This is a genomic window from Mycobacterium sp. MUNTM1 (genome assembly GCF_054660795.1).
Genome location: NZ_BAAGDE010000064.1, coordinates 1 through 17,763, shown reverse-complemented (window position 1 = coordinate 17,763; position 17,763 = coordinate 1). Strand labels below are relative to the sequence as shown.

The 17,763-nt window shown below is 68.0% G+C and carries 17 protein-coding genes and 1 tRNA gene; 10 read left to right on the top strand and 8 right to left on the bottom strand.

The genetic code is table 11. The features are described from left to right. Window positions 1–3: 3 nt before the first annotated feature. Complete coding sequence (gene mrx1 / locus ACYQ8K_RS25995) at window positions 4–258, bottom strand: mycoredoxin Mrx1 (RefSeq protein WP_448304850.1); 255 nt, start codon at window positions 256–258, stop codon at window positions 4–6. 169 nt (window positions 259–427) lie between these two features. Between mrx1 and ACYQ8K_RS25990 the strand changes: the two genes are divergently transcribed. The 3 genes from ACYQ8K_RS25990 (at window position 428) to ACYQ8K_RS25980 (ending at window position 3,196) form a co-directional block, all read left to right on the top strand. Next, window positions 428–2,527 carry an ATP-dependent DNA helicase UvrD2 gene (locus ACYQ8K_RS25990; protein WP_459973598.1) on the top strand — a complete coding sequence of 700 codons (2,100 nt, stop codon included), beginning with the start codon at window positions 428–430 and terminating at the stop codon, window positions 2,525–2,527. A gap of 102 nt (window positions 2,528–2,629) precedes the next feature. After that, window positions 2,630–2,782, top strand: a complete 153-nt coding sequence (locus tag ACYQ8K_RS25985) for a hypothetical protein (RefSeq protein ID WP_459973596.1) — start codon at window positions 2,630–2,632, stop codon at window positions 2,780–2,782. 141 nt (window positions 2,783–2,923) lie between these two features. Continuing rightward, entirely contained in the window at window positions 2,924–3,196 is a 273-nt protein-coding gene (locus ACYQ8K_RS25980) for a WhiB family transcriptional regulator (protein ID WP_459973595.1), read from the top strand. Between the two features lie 10 nt (window positions 3,197–3,206). Here ACYQ8K_RS25980 and ACYQ8K_RS25975 read toward each other — a convergent pair whose 3' ends face one another. From ACYQ8K_RS25975 to ACYQ8K_RS25960, 4 genes are all read right to left on the bottom strand, one after another. Beyond that, complete coding sequence (locus ACYQ8K_RS25975; protein WP_459973623.1) at window positions 3,207–4,550, bottom strand: macrolide-binding ATPase MABP-1; 1,344 nt, start codon at window positions 4,548–4,550, stop codon at window positions 3,207–3,209. Window positions 4,551–4,672: 122 nt separating this feature from the next. After that, window positions 4,673–5,536: a cyclodehydratase gene (locus ACYQ8K_RS25970; protein ID WP_459973593.1), complete on the bottom strand. Its 864-nt coding sequence runs from the start codon at window positions 5,534–5,536 to the stop codon at window positions 4,673–4,675. A 105-nt stretch (window positions 5,537–5,641) separates the two neighbouring features. Further along, entirely contained in the window at window positions 5,642–7,192 is a 1,551-nt protein-coding gene (locus tag ACYQ8K_RS25965; RefSeq protein WP_459973591.1) for an adenylate/guanylate cyclase domain-containing protein, read from the bottom strand. Window positions 7,193–7,245: 53 nt separating this feature from the next. Further along, window positions 7,246–8,634, bottom strand: coding sequence for a zinc-dependent metalloprotease (locus ACYQ8K_RS25960; protein WP_459973590.1), 1,389 nt, complete (start codon window positions 8,632–8,634; stop codon window positions 7,246–7,248). Between the two features lie 103 nt (window positions 8,635–8,737). Between ACYQ8K_RS25960 and ACYQ8K_RS25955 the strand changes: the two genes are divergently transcribed. Both ACYQ8K_RS25955 and ACYQ8K_RS25950 read left to right on the top strand, forming a co-directional pair. Further along, complete coding sequence (locus tag ACYQ8K_RS25955; RefSeq protein WP_459973588.1) at window positions 8,738–9,760, top strand: YlbL family protein; 1,023 nt, start codon at window positions 8,738–8,740, stop codon at window positions 9,758–9,760. A gap of 74 nt (window positions 9,761–9,834) precedes the next feature. Then, on the top strand, window positions 9,835–12,816 hold the full coding sequence (locus ACYQ8K_RS25950; protein ID WP_459973586.1) for a UPF0182 family protein: 2,982 nt from the start codon (window positions 9,835–9,837) through the stop codon (window positions 12,814–12,816). Window positions 12,817–12,819: 3 nt separating this feature from the next. On the opposite strand, the gene ACYQ8K_RS25945 is transcribed toward ACYQ8K_RS25950, so the two are convergent. Beyond that, a complete protein-coding gene (locus ACYQ8K_RS25945) occupies window positions 12,820–13,800 on the bottom strand; it encodes a GlxA family transcriptional regulator (protein ID WP_459973584.1) in 981 nt (326 codons plus the stop codon). A 103-nt stretch (window positions 13,801–13,903) separates the two neighbouring features. Here ACYQ8K_RS25945 and ACYQ8K_RS25940 point away from each other — a divergent pair, with 103 nt between their 5' ends. From ACYQ8K_RS25940 to ACYQ8K_RS25925, 4 genes are all read left to right on the top strand, one after another. Continuing rightward, entirely contained in the window at window positions 13,904–14,554 is a 651-nt protein-coding gene (locus tag ACYQ8K_RS25940) for an HD domain-containing protein (protein ID WP_459973582.1), read from the top strand. Between the two features lie 150 nt (window positions 14,555–14,704). Beyond that, window positions 14,705–15,241 (top strand): cupin domain-containing protein, encoded by a 537-nt coding sequence (locus ACYQ8K_RS25935; RefSeq protein ID WP_459973580.1) that lies wholly within the window; start codon window positions 14,705–14,707, stop codon window positions 15,239–15,241. Between the two features lie 78 nt (window positions 15,242–15,319). Next, window positions 15,320–15,396, top strand: a tRNA-Met gene (locus tag ACYQ8K_RS25930). Window positions 15,397–15,549: 153 nt separating this feature from the next. Then, window positions 15,550–15,945, top strand: coding sequence for a hypothetical protein (locus tag ACYQ8K_RS25925; RefSeq protein ID WP_459973578.1), 396 nt, complete (start codon window positions 15,550–15,552; stop codon window positions 15,943–15,945). A 134-nt stretch (window positions 15,946–16,079) separates the two neighbouring features. Here the strand turns inward: ACYQ8K_RS25925 and ACYQ8K_RS25920 are convergent, their stop codons facing one another. Next, complete coding sequence (locus tag ACYQ8K_RS25920; RefSeq protein ID WP_459973576.1) at window positions 16,080–16,568, bottom strand: glutathione peroxidase; 489 nt, start codon at window positions 16,566–16,568, stop codon at window positions 16,080–16,082. A 20-nt stretch (window positions 16,569–16,588) separates the two neighbouring features. Beyond that, entirely contained in the window at window positions 16,589–17,125 is a 537-nt protein-coding gene (locus ACYQ8K_RS25915; protein WP_459973574.1) for a hypothetical protein, read from the bottom strand. Between the two features lie 267 nt (window positions 17,126–17,392). Here ACYQ8K_RS25915 and ACYQ8K_RS25910 point away from each other — a divergent pair. Next, window positions 17,393–17,763 (top strand): MlaD family protein (locus ACYQ8K_RS25910; RefSeq protein WP_459973621.1); only part of this gene is annotated, 371 nt, incomplete at its 3' end.

Sequence of the window (17,763 nt, the reverse complement as noted above, 5' to 3'; positions counted from 1 at the left end):
CGCCTAGTTGGCGGCCTCGGCCAGCTTCGCCTTCACCTCGGCGGCGCTCGGATTGGTCAGCGTCGATCCGTCGGCGAATTTCACCGTCGGAACCGTCCGGTTGCCGCCATTGACCGAGCTGACGAAATCAGCGGCCGCCGCGTCGTGCTCGATGTCGACCGCCTCGTAGGGAATGCCGTTGGACTTGAGCACGGTCATGAGCCGATGGCAGTAGCCACACCAGGAGGTCGTGTAGACGGTGAGCGGGGCAGAGGTCATAGCTCGTTAACGTAGCCCGGCGACGCCGCATTCCGCGCCGGGGGTACCGCCCAGCCGCGAGGCCGGCCGCGAAAAGATCCGCCGACTCGCCGGGGCGACACGCCAAGCCCGCCGAATAAGGCGTGGCGATGCCCCGGGTTTGTCGGCGACCGCTGCCAAGATGGACGCCATGCCGACGGTCGCCGATCCTTTGACAGCCGGGCTGGACGACGAGCAGCGCGAGGCCGTGCTGGCTCCCCGCGGCCCGGTCTGTGTGCTCGCCGGCGCCGGAACGGGAAAGACCCGCACGATCACGCACCGGATCGCTCAGCTGGTCGCCAGCGGTCACGTCGCGGCCGGTCAGGTACTGGCCGTCACGTTCACCCAGCGGGCGGCGGGGGAGATGCGCTCCAGGCTGCGGATGATCGACGCCGCCGCCGGCGAGGGCATCACCGTCGGCGCGGTATCGGCCCTGACGTTCCACGCGGCCGCCCACCGGCAGCTGCGGTATTTCTGGCCGCGGGTGGTCGGCGACACCGGGTGGCAGCTGCTGGACAGCAAGTTCGCCGTCGTAGCCCGTGCGGCCAGCCGCGCCCGGATCAACGTCGGCACCGACGATGTGCGCGACCTGGCCGGCGAGATCGAATGGGCCAAGGCGTCGCTGATCGGGCCCGAGGAATACCCGGCAGCGGTGGCCGCCGCCGCCCGCGACATCCCGTTGGACGCCGCCCGGGTCGCCACCGTCTACGCCGCCTATGAGGCGCTGAAGGCCCGCGGCGACAACGTCACCCTGCTCGACTTCGACGACCTGCTGCTGCACACCGCGGCCGCGATCGAGAACGATCCCGCGGTGGCCGAGGAGTTCCGGGACCGCTATCGCTGCTTCGTCGTCGACGAATACCAGGACGTCACGCCGTTGCAGCAGCGGGTGCTCGCGGCGTGGCTCGGCGATCGCGACGACCTGACCGTGGTGGGCGACGCCAACCAGACCATCTATTCGTTCACCGGGGCCTCGCCGCGGTTCCTGCTCGACTTCTCCCGCCGGTTTCCTGACGCCACCGTGGTGCGCCTGGAGCGCGACTACCGGTCCACCCCGCAGGTGGTGTCGTTGGCAAACCAGGTCATCGCCGCGGCCCGCGGCCGGGTCGCCGGCAGCAAGCTGCACCTGGTAGGTCAGCGGTCGCCCGGCCCGGCGCCGTCGTTCCACGAGTATCCCGACGAACCGGCCGAGGCCGCCGCGGTCGCGGCGTCGATCAAGCGGCTCATCGAATCCGGTACGCCGCCGTCGGAGATCGCGGTGCTGTACCGGGTCAACGCGCAATCGGAGATCTACGAGGAGGCGCTGACCGAGGCCGGCATCGCCTATCAGGTTCGCGGCGGCGAGGGCTTCTTCAACCGCCAGGAGATCAAGCAGGCCCTGCTGGCGCTGCATCGGGCCGCCGAGCGCGGTACCGAAGGGCCGTTACCCGACGTGGTCCGGGGGATCCTGGAACCGCTGGGGCTGACGGCCGAGGAGCCCGTCGGCGCCCGCGCCCGGGAGCGCTGGGAGGCGCTGGCCGCGCTGGCCGAGCTGGTCGACGACGAGGTGGCGCAACGTCCGCAGCTGGAACTTCCCGGCCTGGTGGCCGAGCTGCGGACGAGGGCCGACGCGCGCCACCCACCGGTGGTGCAGGGCGTCGCGCTGGCGTCGTTGCATGCCGCCAAGGGACTCGAGTGGGACGCGGTGTTTCTGGTCGGCCTGGCCGACGGCACGCTGCCGATCTCGCACGCGTTGGCGCACGGCGCCGAGAGCGAGGCGGTCGAGGAGGAGCGGCGGCTGCTCTATGTCGGAATCACCAGGGCCCGAGTACATTTGGGGCTCAGTTGGGCGCTGGCCCGCAGCCCGGGCGGGCGCCAGAGCCGCAAGCCCTCGCGCTTCCTCAACGGCATAGCGCCCCAGGCGCGGGCCGACGCGGCGCCGAACAGGTCGCGGCGCAACCGGGGCAGCGCGACCCGTTGCCGGATCTGCAACAACAACCTGACCACCCCGGCGGCCGTCATGCTGCGCCGCTGTGAGACCTGCGCCGGTGACGTCGACGAGGAACTGCTGCTGCGGCTCAAGGCCTGGCGGCTGGACATCGCCAAGGAGCAGAAGGTGCCCGCCTACGTGGTCTTCACCGACAACACGCTGATCGCCATCGCCGAGCTGCGGCCCGGCGACGAGGACGCGCTGATCGCGATTCCGGGCATCGGCGCCCGCAAGCTGGAGCAGTATGGCCCCGACGTGTTGGGACTGGTCCGCGGGCGCTGACCGGTAAACCCACTGGTCAGAAAATCGGTTGTGGTCACCGGCGGTGACCGTTTACCCTCGAAACCGCAACTCGGCACTACGGAGAAAAGGAGGGTGGCCACGATGCTCAGCAACGCGTTCGGTGTAGGCGTGGTCCGCGCGGCGCTGGCCGTGGGTACCTCCTATGCCGCACACGCCGCCTCGGCGGCCGCGCGTAAGCATCGCGCCGCCGCCGCGACCGACGCGTCCGTAGATGTCGGGGGCCCACCGAGGTAGCACCAGCCCGGTTTTCTCCCAAATGGCCACGGACCCGAAGTCGCAAGGATCCGTGGCCATAGTTGTAGGGTCGGCACCTCTTCGACCTGGTCCGGATCACTGCCAAGGACAGCAACCAGACCAGGAAGTAGGTGGTAGGACATGTCGGCACCGACGGTCCCCAGACAACCCCTGCCGTGTCACGTCGGCGATCCCGACCTGTGGTTCGCCGACACCCCGGCCGACCTCGAGAAGGCCAAGACCCTCTGCGCCGGCTGCCCGGTACGGCGTCCGTGCCTTGCGGCCGCGTTGGAACGCGCCGAACCCTGGGGGGTGTGGGGCGGCGAAATCATCGACCGCGGTTCGGTGCTGAGCTTCAAACGGCCCCGCGGGCGTCCCCGCAAGGACCAGCGCCAAGACGGGGCCGCCGCCTAGGGCGCCCGAACTAGATGACGGCGTTGTCGGGTTCGGCGAAGCCGGGCACCAGTTCCTCGGACAGCGCCTTGATCGGCACGTGCGCATCGAGCTGACACAGGATCGCGGCCACCGACATGATCACCCGCATCGGGATGACCAGTTTGGGCGGCAGGTCCATCTGCCGGGCGGTCCGGATCTGCGACACCGACCGATCGATCTCGATGGCCGACATCTTCTGCAGCCACTTACGGGTGTAGTGGAAGACTTCGACCTCGACCGGTTCGACGTACTGGCGCAGCATGTCGTCGATGTCGCGCACCGACACCTGCTGGCCCTTCTGGATGAAGCCGGCCTTCTCCATCGTCGGCAGCAACAGGTCGTAGTTCTTGTCGCGGGCCAACCGGATGCTCATCCCGAGCTCGATCGGCAGGCCGCCGGGCAGCGCGGCCACGGCGCCGAAGTCGATCACACCCATGCGGCCATCGGGAAGCAGCATGAAGTTGCCCGGGTGGGCGTCGCCGTGCAGCATGCCCAGCCGCCGCGGCGCGTCAAAGGTGAGCTCGAGCAGCCGGGTGCCCATCAAGTCGCGCTGCTCGACGGTGCCGTGCCGGATGATCTCGGCCATCGGCGTGCCCTGCATCCACTCCTGGATCACCACCTTCGGCGCGCTGGCCACGATGCGCGGCACCGCAAAGTGCGGATGGTCCTGATACGCCTTGGCGAAGGCGCGCTGGTTCTCGGCTTCCAGCCGGTAGTCCAGCTCCATCTCGGTGCGCTCGATCAGCTCGTCGACGACGCCCTGCACGTCGGCGCCCGGCGCGAGCTGCTTGAACACGCCGACCAGCCGCTGCATGGTCTTGAGGTCGGCCCGCAGCGCCTCGTCGGCGCCGGGGTACTGGATCTTGACGGCCACCTCGCGGCCGTCGGCCCAGACACCCTTGTGCACCTGGCCGATGCTGGCCGAGGCCACCGGGGTGTCGTCGAACGAGCTGAACCGGCCGCGCCACTTGGTGCCCAGCTGGGCGTCGAGCACCCGGTGCACCTTGGCGGCGGGCAGGGGCGGGGCGTCCTTTTGCAGCTTGGTCAGCGCTTCGCGGTACGGCTCACCGAACTCCTCGGGAATGGCGGCCTCGAGCACCGAGAGGGCCTGGCCCACCTTCATCGCGCCGCCCTTGAGCTCGCCCAAGACGGTGAACAGTTGGTGGGCGGCCTTTTCCAGAAGCTCGGCCTGGACCTCGTCCCTGGACTTGCCGGTCAGCCGTTTACCGAATCCGATCGCTGCCCGGCCGGCGAATCCGACCGGAATGCTGGCCAGCTTCGCGTTCCGCGCAGCGCGGCCCCGTTTGATGTCAGACACGTACCCATCATCCATGATGGCCAGCGCGATGTGGAGCGATGTCGACAACGCACGTTGTCAAGCTAATTAACGGGCTGGTCAACGGGACTCGATCGTGAATGTGGCCTTCACTACAGCGCGTCGGATCGTCGACCCGGTCAGCACGAGCACAGCGGGTGTTTGGCCCACGGCCGCGTGACGAGCGCGCCGGAGTGCAGATCGAATTCCAGGGTCGCGTTCAGCGTCGGGGGCGGTGCCGGGTCAGCCGCCTCCTGCCCGTGCACGGCCGCGATCACCCGGTTCACCTGGCTGAGCGCCAGCGCCGCCGTCGCCAGCACGGTGGCCCGATCGGCGACGCCGACGGTCTCGCGCAGCTGCGCGCAGATGGCCGGCCACGCCGCGTCGCGGTCCCGGCGGTGCAGGTCGGCGCAGCCCAGGCAGCTGGTCACCCCGGGAATCACCAGCGGGCCCACCAACCCGATGCCGTCGCGCACCCGCACCGACAGATGCGCGACGCCCTGGTGGTGCAGGTCGCGCACCAGGCGCGGGTCGGCGACCAGGAAGTCCGACAACACCACCAGATCGACGTCGTCGGCCTTTACGGCGGCGTGCGGTTGGCTGCTGTGCGCGATGCGGGCGCCCGAGCAGCGCAACGTCTCCACCAGGAGCTCGGACAGCGGCCCGCGGCCGTGGATCCGGACCGAGGCGGCCCGGGCGCGCGGCCGGCCGCATTCGGTGGCCACGCCGGCATCGACCAATCGCGCGACCAGGTTTCGCAGACCGTCGGCGTCGGTCAGGCCGAAATCGAGCGCGCGGCGCCGCAACTCGGAGAGCGGGGTCGGCGACCACATGGTCCGCAACAGCGTGGCCAGCTCGGCCGCCGCCAGGCCGCCCGGCGGGCGGACCAGCACTGCGCGGCGGGGATCCCAGCCCACCTGGACCGCGCCGTCGGGGCGCAGCAGTACCGGCAGCGCCGGATCGAGCGCATAGGTGGAAAGGAGGCCCTGGCACCGCTGAACCACCGCGCCACTGTGGCACGCCGCCGGCGACGGCTGGGGTCAGTTATCCACAGAAGCTCGTCTCAGCCGAGCACCCGCTCGCTGTCCCGGCGACCTCGTCGAGGATGTTCATCTGCCACCGTTGGTGGGGGCGAGGCGAACCATACCGCGCACGATCCATGGTGTCCGCCGGGCGACCGCTTCCACGGCGCGGTCCGAGCGGCGCATGGCGGTCCGGCGGTGAGGGGTCGGCGTTGATGCCAGCTCGGCCTCGGCCGAGCCTGCCCGCGGGCCGCGGCGATCCACCGCCAGGAGTTGCCAGCTGCCCGGCACGCCACGCAATTCGACACCGCCGCGATCCTCGAAACCCGTGCCCGACCCGACCACGAGGTCAGACACGGTTCGAGACACGAGGATTTCACCGGCCGCCGCCCGACCCATGATCCGCGCCGCGATGTGGACTGCCAGCCCACCAATGTCGCCGTCCATCAGTTCGCACTCGCCGGTGTGGATGCCCACGCGGATCTCGATGCCGAGAGTCTCGGCGTCGGCGCGCAACGCTTCGGCACAGCGAATGGCCTGCGTCGGGCCGTCGAACGTGGCCAGGTGGCCGTCGCCGGTGCTCTTGACGACCGCGCCCCCGAATCGCTGCGTGAGTTCGGCGGTGATCTCCCCGAAGCGGTGCAGCACGGCGCGCCAGCGCTCATCGCCCGTCGCTGCAGCGTGCTGCGTCGAGGCGACGATGTCGGTGAACAAGACCGTGCGCAGGGCGCGATGGGACTGCGACGGCGCAGCATGGCTGCCGGTCAGGAACTCCTCGATCGTGGTCAGGATCGTGTCGGGCTCGGTCAACCAGGGCGCGTGGGCCGCGCCGTCCACCTCGAGGTATTGCGCGCCAGGAATATTGGCGGCGAGGTAGCGGCCGCACACCAGCGGCATGAGGTCGTCGCGGGCATGGATGACCAGGGTGGGTACGGAAAGCGTCGACAAAATCGGCCGCACGTCGAGCCGGAAGTTCGTCTCCAGCGTTGCCCGAATCATCCCCGGGCTCGCGCACATGCGCTCGAGCATCGCGGCCTGGCGCGTCCCCCGGATCGACGGGGCCATCTGGGACATCCACTTCGCCGAGGCGCCACTGCCCCATGCCGAGCGAACGGCACGGACGAATTCTTGGAAGTTCTCGATCTGGGCCGACGACGGCGTGTATTCCTCACCCACCTCGGCAAGAACGCGCGCCCGCAGCTCGGCCGGGTCGCACTCCAGGTCGCTCCAGCTGCCGCCGGGGGCGAACGCGAACGAGCCGTAGATGATCAACGCCCGTGTTCGCTCCGGGCGTTTGGCCGCGAACGCAATGGACTGGGGGCCACCTTCGCTCATGCCGAAAAGCACGGGCTTTTCGAAGCCGACGGCGTCCATGACCGCCTCGATCTCAGCCACGCGCTCCTCGAGTAACCGAACTCTCGGAATGGGATCCGACAGCCCCATGCCGGCCTTATCGAACAGCAGGACCCGACAGAACGTGGCGAGCTGATCGAAGAAAGCCTTGTACTCAGGCATCGCCCAGAACATCTCGACGTGGGTGATGAACGGCCCGACGAAGACGAGTTCGACCGGTCCGTCGCCGAACACCTGATACGCCAGACTGAGGTCGCCGCACTGGGCGTATGACGTTTCCGCCACCGCATGAGCGTACTGCTGATCCCACCTCTCGGCGGGCGTCAGTGAATCCCGGGTCAGTTATCCACAGACCCGGTGCCCGGGCCCTCGGGGTCCTGGCCCTCGCGCTCGAGTTTGGCGATGGCCTCGTCGATTCCGCTGGTGTCGCCGCCGATGACGCGGTCGATGAAGCCCGCCGGTTCGTCGAGGTCCTCGGCGTCGGGCAGCAGGTCGGGGTGTTGCCAGATGCCGTCGCGGGCGTCCACCCCGGCGGCCTCCGTCAGCCGCTCCCAGAACGCGGCGGCCTCACGCATCTTGCGGGGCCGCAGCTCCAGCCCGACGAGGGTCGCGAAGGTCTGCTCGGCGGGCCCGCTGCTGGCCCGGCGGCGGCGCATCGTCTCGCCCAGCGCGGCCGCGCCGGGAATACGGTCGCCCAGCGCGCCGGCGACCACCACCTGCACCCAGCCCTCGATCAGGGCGAGCAGCGTCTCCAGGCGTTCCAGCGCCTGCATCTGCGCAGGCGTCGCCTTGGGCTCGAAAACGCCCTGCCCGAGCAGGTTTTCGATCGCCGCGGGGTCCGACAGTGACGCCGGATTGAAGTCGCGCGCCAGCTCCTCGATGCCGGACATGTCGATCTGCATGCCCATCGCGTAGGCCTCGACGGCGCCCAGCAGTTGACTCGAGAGCCATGGCACGTGACTGAACAGCCGGTGATGGGCGGCCTCGCGCGCGGCCAGGAACGTCAGGACCTCGCTGCGCGGCCGCTCCAGCCCGGAGGCGAAAGATTCGACTGCCTCGGGCATTACCGCCGCAATTCCCTTGGGCCCCAACGGTAAACCGATGTCCGTCGACGTCAGCACCTCGCGGGACAGTCGGCCCAGCGCCTGCCCGAGCTGCGAGCCGAACGCCATACCGCCCATCTGCGACATCATCTGCAGCAGCGGACCGGCCATGCTCTTGGCCTCTTCGGGCAGCGACGCCGCCCACACCGTCGAAATCTGTTGTGCCATCGGGTCACACAGCCGCTTCCACGTCTCCAGCGTGTTGTCGACCCAGTCGCCGGGAGTCCAGCCCACCGCCTTGCTGGTGCCCGCGGGCAGGGCCGTGGCCCCGTCCAGCCAGGTCTCCGCGAGATGCACGGCGTCGGCGATCGCCGAGGTGGTGGTGTCCGGAACCGGCGCCACAAAGCCGATCGAATTCGTCGCGACCCGCCGTGCCAATTCGTAATTGACCGGTCCCGAGGCGGTTCCGCCGGGCCCGACAGTGCCCGCGCTGCTGAACATCTGACCCAGTTGGGTGAAGATCTGCCCCAAATCGCCCATGCCGAATTCACCGCTCATCCCGAAGGCGGCGAACGGGTCGGACGGGTTCGAGCCCGAATCGGGATCTTTTTTCCCGTGCTTGTCGGGGTCGTCTCCCGAGGAGAAGCCGAAAGGCAGGTCAGCCATACCCCCAACGGTACTCACCACAAGGTCAGGCGGCGCGGCCTCGGGTCAGCTTGTAGCTGAACCCTCCTAACGAACGTTGTGGCTGAACACCGCGCGAGGGCCGCCGTCTAGTGTGATCGGCGTGAACAGGCGCATCCTGACCCTGATGGTCGCGCTGGTGCCGATCGTCGTGTTCGGCGTGTTGCTGGCGGTGGTGACGGTGCCGTTCGTGTCGTTGGGGCCCGGCCCGACCTTCGACACGCTTGGCGAGGTCGACGGCAAGCAGGTGGTGGCGATCGAGGGCACCCAGACGCACCCGACGACCGGGCACCTCAACATGACGACGGTGTCCCAGCGCGACGATTTGACGCTGGGCGAGGCGCTGACGCTGTGGCTTTCGGACCAGGAACAGCTGGTGCCACGCGACCTGATCTATCCGCCCGGTAAGTCGCGGGAGGACGTCGACAAGGCCAACAACGCGGACTTCAAGCAGTCCGAGGACAGCGCGGCCTACGCGGCCCTCGGTTACCTCAAGTACCCCGCGGCGGTGACGGTCGCCAAGGTTCCCGAGCCGGGTCCGTCGGTGGGCAAGCTCAAGGTCGGCGACGCCATCGACGCGGTCAACGGCGTCCCGGTGGCCACCGTCGACGAGTTCACCGGATTGCTGAAGAACACCAAGCCGGGCCAGGTGGTGACGATCGACTATCGCCGCAAGAACGAGCCGGCCGGAGTGGCGCAGGTCACGCTGGGCGCCAACAAGGACCGCGACTACGGTTTTCTCGGCGTCGCGGTGCTCGACGCGCCGTGGGCGCCGTTCACCGTCGACTTCAACCTGGCCAACGTGGGCGGGCCGTCCGCGGGATTGATGTTCAGTCTGGCGGTGGTCGACAAATTGACCACCGGCGACCTGGCCAAGTCGAACTTCATCGCGGGCACCGGAACCATCTCGTCCGACGGCAAGGTCGGCCAGATCGGCGGTATCACCCACAAGATGGTCGCCGCACACGCGGCCGGCGCCACCGTCTTCCTGGTGCCGGCGAAGAACTGCTACGAGGCCAGCTCGGACAATCCGTCCGGCCTGCGGTTGGTCAAGGTCGAGACGCTCGGCCAGGCAGTGGATGCGCTGCACACGATCGGGGCGGGCGGGCAGCCGCCAAGCTGCTAGCGAACCCCGGCGATCACTGGTAGTGCCATGCGTAGAGTTGTCACCGTCTAGCAATCGATCAGGGAGCGTAGCCAGTGGGGATGCGGCCCACCGCACGGATGCCGAAGCTGACTCGGCGTAGCCGAATTCTGATCCTGATCGCACTGGGTGTGATCGTTCTGCTGCTCGCGGGTCCGCGGCTGATCGACGCCTACGTCGACTGGCTGTGGTTCGGCGAGGTCGGCTATCGCTCGGTGTTTTCCACCGTGCTGGTCACCCGTTTCGTCGTCTTCTTGATCGCGGGGCTGCTGGTGGGCGGAATCGTGTTCGCCGGCCTCGCGGTGGCCTACCGCACCCGCCCGGTGTTCGTGCCGAGCAACGACAACGATCCGGTGGCGCGCTACCGCGCCCTGGTGCTGTCCCGGCTGCGATTGGTGAGCGCCGGGATCCCGGTGGCCATCGGCCTGTTGGCCGGCATCATCGCCCAAAGCTATTGGGTGCGCATCCAACTGTTCCTGCACGGCGGCGACTTCGGCATCAAGGACCCGCAGTTCGGCAAGGACCTCGGCTTCTATGCGTTCGAGCTGCCGTTCTACCGATTGCTGCTCAGCTACCTGTTCGTCGCGATCTTCCTCGCGTTCGTGGCCAACCTGTTGGCCCACTACATCTTTGGCGGCATCCGACTGTCCGGTCGTACCGGCGCGCTGAGCCGCTCGGCGCGGATTCAGCTGGTCACCCTGGTCGGGGTGCTGGTCGTGCTCAAGGCGATCGCGTACTGGCTGGACCGCTACGAGTTGTTGTCGCACACTCGCGGCGGCAAGCCCTTCACCGGGGCCGGCTACACCGACATCAATGCGGTGCTGCCGGCGAAGCTGATCCTGATGGCGATCGCGCTCATCTGCGCGGCCGCGGTGTTCTCCGCGATCGTGCTGCGGGACTTGAGGATTCCGGCGATCGGGCTGGTCCTGCTGCTGCTGTCGTCGCTGATCGTGGGCGCCGGGTGGCCGTTGATCGTCGAGCAGATCAGCGTCAAACCCAATGCCGCGCAAAAGGAAAGCGAATACATCAGCCGCAGCATCGCCGCGACCCGGCAGGCCTACGGCCTTACCTCGGACCAGGTCACCTACCGCAACTACACCGGCGACGCGCAGGCCACCGCCCAGCAGGTCGCCGACGACCGCGCGACCACGTCAAACATCCGGCTGCTCGACCCGACGATCGTCAGCCCGGCGTTCACCCAGTTCCAGCAGGGCAAGAACTTCTACTACTTCCCCGACCAGCTGTCCATCGACCGGTACCAGGACCGCAACGGGGCGTTGCGTGACTATGTGGTGGCGGCGCGCGAACTCAACCCGGACCGGCTGATCGACAACCAGCGCGACTGGATCAACCGGCACACCGTCTACACCCACGGCAACGGCTTCATCGCGTCGCCGGCCAACACGGTGCGCGGAATCGCCAACGACCCCAACCAAAACGGCGGCTACCCCGAGTTCCTGGTCAATGTGGTCGGCGCCAACGGCGGCGTGGTGTCCGACGGTCCGGCGCCGCTCGACCAGCCGCGCGTCTATTTCGGCCCGGTCATCTCCAACACGTCGGCCGACTACGCGATCGTCGGGCGCAACGGCACCGACCGCGAATACGACTACGAGACCAGCAACGAGACGAAGAACTACACCTACACCGGCCTCGGTGGCGTCCCGCTCGGCGACTGGTTGTCGCGCAGCGTATTCGCCGCGAAATTCGCCGAGCGAAACTTCTTGTTCTCCAACGTGATCGGCTCGAACAGCAAGATCCTGTTCAACCGTGACCCGGCCCGGCGGGTGGAGGCGGTGGCGCCGTGGCTGACCACCGACAGCTCGGTGTACCCGGCGATCGTCAACAAGCGACTGGTGTGGATCATCGACGGCTACACCACGCTGGACAACTACCCGTATTCCGAACTCACGTCGTTGGAATCGGCGACCGCGGACTCCAACGAGGTGGCGTTCAACAAGCTGGCGCCCGACAAGCGGGTCTCCTACATCCGCAACTCGGTGAAGGCGACCGTGGACGCCTACGACGGCACCGTCACGCTGTACCAGCAGGACGAGCAGGACCCGGTGCTCAAGGCCTGGATGCAGGTCTTCCCGGGCACCGTGAAGCCCAAGAGCGACATCAGCCCGGAGCTGGCCGAGCACCTGCGCTATCCCGAGGACCTGTTCAAGGTGCAGCGGATGCTGCTGGCGAAGTACCACGTCAACGATCCGGTGACGTTCTTCTCCACCTCGGATTTCTGGGACGTGCCGCTGGATCCCAACCCGACGGCCAGCAGCTACCAGCCGCCGTACTACATCGTCGCGAAAAACATTGCGAAGAACGACAATACGGCGTCGTATCAGCTGACCAGCGCGATGAACAGGTTCAAGCGTGATTACCTGGCCGCCTACATCAGCGCGAGTTCCGACCCGGCGACGTACGGCAGGATCACCGTGCTGACCATCCCGGGTCAGGTCAACGGACCGAAGCTGGCCAACAACGCGATCACGACCGATCCGGCGGTGTCGCAGGACCTCGGCGTGATCGGGCGCGACAACCAGAACCGGATTCGGTGGGGCAACCTGCTGACCCTGCCGGTGGGGCAGGGCGGCCTGCTTTACGTCGAACCCGTGTATGCCTCCCCGGGGGCAAGCGATGCGGCGTCGTCCTACCCGCGGCTGATCCGGGTGGCGATGATGTACAACGACAAGATCGGGTACGGCCCCACCGTGCGTGACGCGCTGACCGGGCTGTTCGGGCCGGGCGCGGGCGCGGCGGCGACGAGCATCCAGCCCACCGAATCCGGCACACCCGCGGCGAGTCCGCCGGCCAGCGCGCCGGCGCCGGCCGTGACGCCCGGGTCGGCGCCGCCGGTGGCCGCGCCGCCGGTGTCCGATGGGTCCGTAACGCTGTCGCCCGCCAAATCCGCTGCCCTGCAAGAGATTCAGGCGGCACTCGGCGCAGCGAAAGACGCACAGAAGAAGGGCGATTTCGCCGGCTACGGCGCCGCGTTGCAGCGCCTGGACGACGCGATCACCAAGTACAACAACACCAAGTAGCCGTCAGGCGTAGGCCGTTCGGAACCTGTCCCGATAGGCCTTCGGGCTGATGCCCAGGTGATTGACGAACACCCGTCGCAGCGTTTCGATGCTGCCGAAGCCGGCCATGCCCGCGGTCTCGCTGACCGACCGGCCGGATTCCAGCGCGTTACGGGCGAAATCGATCCGAACCAATTCGACGTAGCGCGCCGGGGTCATGCCCAGCTCGGATCGGAACAGCCGTGTCAGCTGACGGGTGCTCAAAGATGCCAGGGCCGCAAGCCTTTTCACGCTGTAGTCGGCACCGGGGTCGGCCGCGATCGCATCGGTGACCGGGCGCAGCGGCGACTGTGGCGGGGGATCGGTCTCGAGCAGCACCGAGAATTGTGATTGGCCGCCCGCGCGTTTGAGGTAGACGACCAGCCACCGGGCCACGTCGCGGACCAGCTCTGTCCCGTAATCCATTTCGACCAACGCCAGCGCCAGGTCGATGCCCGACGAGATGCCCGCGGAGGTGAAGATGTCGCCGTCGCGGACGAAGATCGCATCCGGCTCGACGGTGACGTCGGGGAAGGCCCGGGCCAGCAACCGGGTGTCGTGCCAGTGCGTCGTGGCGCGTCGGCCGCTGAGCACCCCGGCCTGCGCGAGGATGAACGACCCCGTGCAGATGGACGCCAGGCGCCGCGTCCGCGTCGACACCGCTCGGACCGCCTCGACCAGGGCCGGGTCAATGGGTCGCCCCGGCAGGTCGTCGCTGCCGGCGACCATGACGGTATCGGCGGACTCGATCGCCGAAATGCTGTCGGTCACGCCCAAACGGGCCCCAATCGAGCTGGTCACGTCACGCCCATCCAGCGACGCGACTTTGACCCGGTAGTCGGCGCCGAACCGATTGGCCTCGGCGAACACCTCACCCGCCCCCGCGACGTCCAACAGCGTCACCCCGTCGAAAACGACGATCACCACCACCCGCGAACGCGCTTTGGCTGCAGCCACGCGACCCATTCTGTCGCTTTCTGAGGACTTGACGGCACGAACGGCGGGGGTCGATTCGTCCGCGCCGCCGCACACTCATAGCCAACAGTCACTTTCCAGGGAGACGAGAAACATGACCACCAGCTCAATCGACGCCATCGCCGGCATCCAGGTACCGGGCAGCGCGCTGGCCCGCGAGGCCACCGAGTTCATCCGCGACACCGAGGACGAGTTGCTCTTCAACCATTCCCGGCGGGTGTTCTTCTTCGGCGCGCTGCAGGGCGTGCGCCGCGGTCTGCGGCCGGATGTCGAGTTGCTTTACGTCGGTGCGATGTTCCACGACCTCGGTCTGACCGAGCGCTATCGCGATTCGCAAATCCGCTTCGAGGTCGACGGCGCCGACGCGGCACGAGACTTCCTGACGGCCCACGGCGTCGACGAGGCCGACGCAGCCAAGGTGTGGCTGGGCATCGCTCTGCACACCACCCCGGGCGTGCCCGAGTTCCTGGCGCCCGAGGTCGCACTGCTGCAGGCCGGCGTGGAAGTCGACGTTCTCGGCGTCGGGCGCGAGCAGTTGGCTCCCGAGGCGCTGGCCGCGGTGACGGCCGCGCACCCGCGCCCGCAGTTCAAACAGCGCATCGTGGCGGCGTTCCACGACGGCATGAAGCACCGCCCGCAGACCACCTTCGGCACCATGAACGACGACGTGCTGGCGCATTTCGATCCCGCCTTCGAGCGCGTCGACTTCGTCGAGCAGATCCTGCACAACGGTTGGCCGGAATAGCGAAATGGATGTCTACGAAGCGCTATACACCACCAGGATGGATGCGGCGGCTGCGGCCGGATCCGATACCGCTGCACACCCAGGCCCGCATCCTCGATGCGAGATGATCAGGCCCTGCGGCGCAACGGCTTTGCGAGGAAGGTATGTCGCATGAGCGGTCAAGACCCCGTCGGCGTCACGGTGGTTCGGCCGGGGGAGGGCGACGTCGTCGCTCTCCCGGGCTTCGGAGCCGTCTTCAAGCTGTCCGGCACGTCCAACGGTGGCGAGGTCTCCATTGTCGAGCACCCGTTCGCGGTCGGCCTACTCACCGCGGCGCACCGGCACACCCGCGAGGACGAGCATTCGCTTGTGCTCGCCGGCGAGATCGGCTTCCGCTCCGACGACAGTGAAGTGGTCCCGGGACCCGGCGGCTACATCACGAAACCGCGCGGACAGATGCACGCGATGTGGAACGCCGGCAGCGAGCCGGGCCGCATCGTCGAGATCATCACCCCTGGCGGATTCGAGAACTATTTCCGCGAACTCGGCGAGCTGCTCGTCGAGCACGCCGACGACCCGGCGGGCAAGCCGCTGCACGAGCTGCCCGAGTTCGGCGAGCTCGCCGACAAGTACGGGCTCACGTACGGGTCGCCGGAGTGGCTGGACGACATCGCGCGGCGGTATGGCCTGAACCCGCCGTCGCACTGATCCGGATTTGGCCGTCCAGGCCGCTGAGCGGGCGATTTGGTCGCCGTGACGCCGGTTCGGTAACCTGGCATTCACCAACGCGGGGTGGAGCAGCTCGGTAGCTCGCTGGGCTCATAACCCAGAGGTCGCAGGTTCGAATCCTGTCCCCGCTACCAGGTAAAACGGCCCCCGGAGAATTTCCGGGGGCCGTTTTCATGCCTCCTGGACATGTTTGGCCCACAAGCGGTTCTCACGTCCTCACCGCGTACGGGACTATCATTTTCTTCACCGCCAAAACCGTCCTGCTTGCCCACAGGAGACGGCGCGACATGACGTCCGACGATGACCGCACCGGGCCCGGATTACGGGGCCGCCTGGCGCGGCGTCTCTTTGGCTCGGCGACTGTCGTCGTGCGGCGGTGGGCCTGGTCCAGCCTGGTGGTGTGGATAGCGCTGACGGTCCTGGCGGTGGTGGCTTACCTGGTGCACCGCCGCGGTGGCTACGGGCGACTCGGCGCGGCACTGGATTCCGTGCTGGTCAGCATCGCGGAAGTGTTCGGCGTGGACGACACCACCACTGCGCCACGCACCCTGGTGGGTGGCGTTCAGCACGCACTCATTCACCGACTCACTCGCGGCGCCGTCGCTCGCCGGCGCGGCGCCCCGACCCTCGACAGCGCAGCACCCCCCGCTAGTGAGGCGGGCCCGACGCCGCCCAAGGACTGAGCGGCGGTGAACAATCGGCCAGCGCCGGCGCCGAGATGACGGGACGGTGACCCGATGTGTATCCGGCTGCGGCGCAAGGCAATTCGCGAAGCCAGCTGAGGGTCGGCGTGGCGCCGCCGTCCATCGGTTCATGCCTAGCGGGGCAGCACGGCCTCGATGGCGCTGATGACCTCGGGGGCATCGGGCTCGGTGCGGGGCCGGAACCGCTGCACCACCTCACCGCCGGGGGAGAGGAGGAACTTTTCGAAGTTCCACTGGATGTCCCCGGCCTGGCCCTCGGCGTCGGCGGTTTTCGTCAGCTCGGCGTATAGCGGGTGGCGGTCGTCACCGTTGACATCGGTCTTCGCCAACAGCGGGAACGTCACGCCGTACGTCGTCGAGCAGAACTCCTGGATTTCGTCGGCCGTGCCCGGCTCCTGGCCCATGAACTGATTGCAGGGAACGCCGACGACGGTCAGCCCGCGCTCGCCGTAATCCTTGGCCAGCTTCTCCAGCGCTGTGTACTGCGGAGTCAGTCCGCATTTGGAGGCGACGTTGACGACCAGCGTTGCGCCGTCGGACAATTCGGCCAGCGTGGTCGACCGGCCGTCGAGCGTGGTCAGGGCGATGTTTTTCAGGGTCACGCCCACGACGCTAACGCAAGTCAGAGCCAGCCGGTACGGGCGGCGGCGACCGGCTCGGCGGGGGCCGGCGCCAATTCGCCGTTGCGCACGCCCTCGAGCAACCGTTTCACCGCGGCGACGATCTCCGGGGCCGCCGCCGCAAGTCCGGCGGTGTCGGCTTCGCCGACCCCATCGGCGTCGACGCCGGCGCGGGCCAGGATGGCGCGCGGGTTGGCCAGCTGCTCGGTCAGCCAGGCCAGCGGGTCGGCGGACAACTCGGGGACGAAGTGCCGGCTGCTGGGTTCCCAGCCGTTGAACCGCGGGTGGTGGTGGGCCCGGTCCAGCGTCCCGGGTGGGCTCTCCGTGGACCCGAACAGGTCCACCCGCCACACCGGCCGGGTGAAGGCGATCGGGACGCCGGCGTAGATCGAGCCCTGGGGCGCCGCGCGGTCGACGAGGCGCAGTTCCAGCCTGACTCCCCGCTCCGGGGTTTCCTGACCCTCGAGCGGGGATGGGTCGATGAAGTACATGTCCCCGACGACCACGCCCAGGGATTCGAATCCGAACGCTGCGAGCATCGCGCACCTTTCCTCGTTCTGCTCGAGCGTAGACCCGAGCCGTGAAATACGGTCATCACCAGTTCCCGCCTCGACAGCGGTCAATTTTGTGAACGGCGGTTCGCACAATCGTGGCCGTCACGGTACATTTCATTGGACTTCGTTAGTGCAGGAGTGCGAAGCCCCTGGCAGAAGCAGGGGGTGATTCGTCGCGGTTCCCGGGAGGCCGCGGCGCGGACGTGAGGGGCAGCGGCGGTCGTGTCGACACAATCAGGTCCCGGTTCACCCGTGCAGATCAACTCGCAACGAACCCCGCCGTTCAAGTTGATCGCCGTCGCCGTGCTGGCCGTGTGCGTGCTGATTTTGGCGTTGGTATATGGGCAATTCCGGGGGGCCTTCACCGAAAAGACGCAGCTGACGATGATCGCGGCACGGGCCGGGTTGGTGATGGATCCGGGTTCGAAGGTGACCTATAACGGGGTGGAGATCGGCCGGGTGGGGTCGATCTCGGAGACGGTGCGGGACGGGAAGCCGGCCGCGAAGTTCATCCTCGAGGTGTATCCGCGGTACCTGAAGCTGATTCCGTCGAATGTGAATGCCGATATCAAGGCGACGACGGTGTTTGGTGGCAAGTATGTGTCGTTGACGACGCCGGCGAA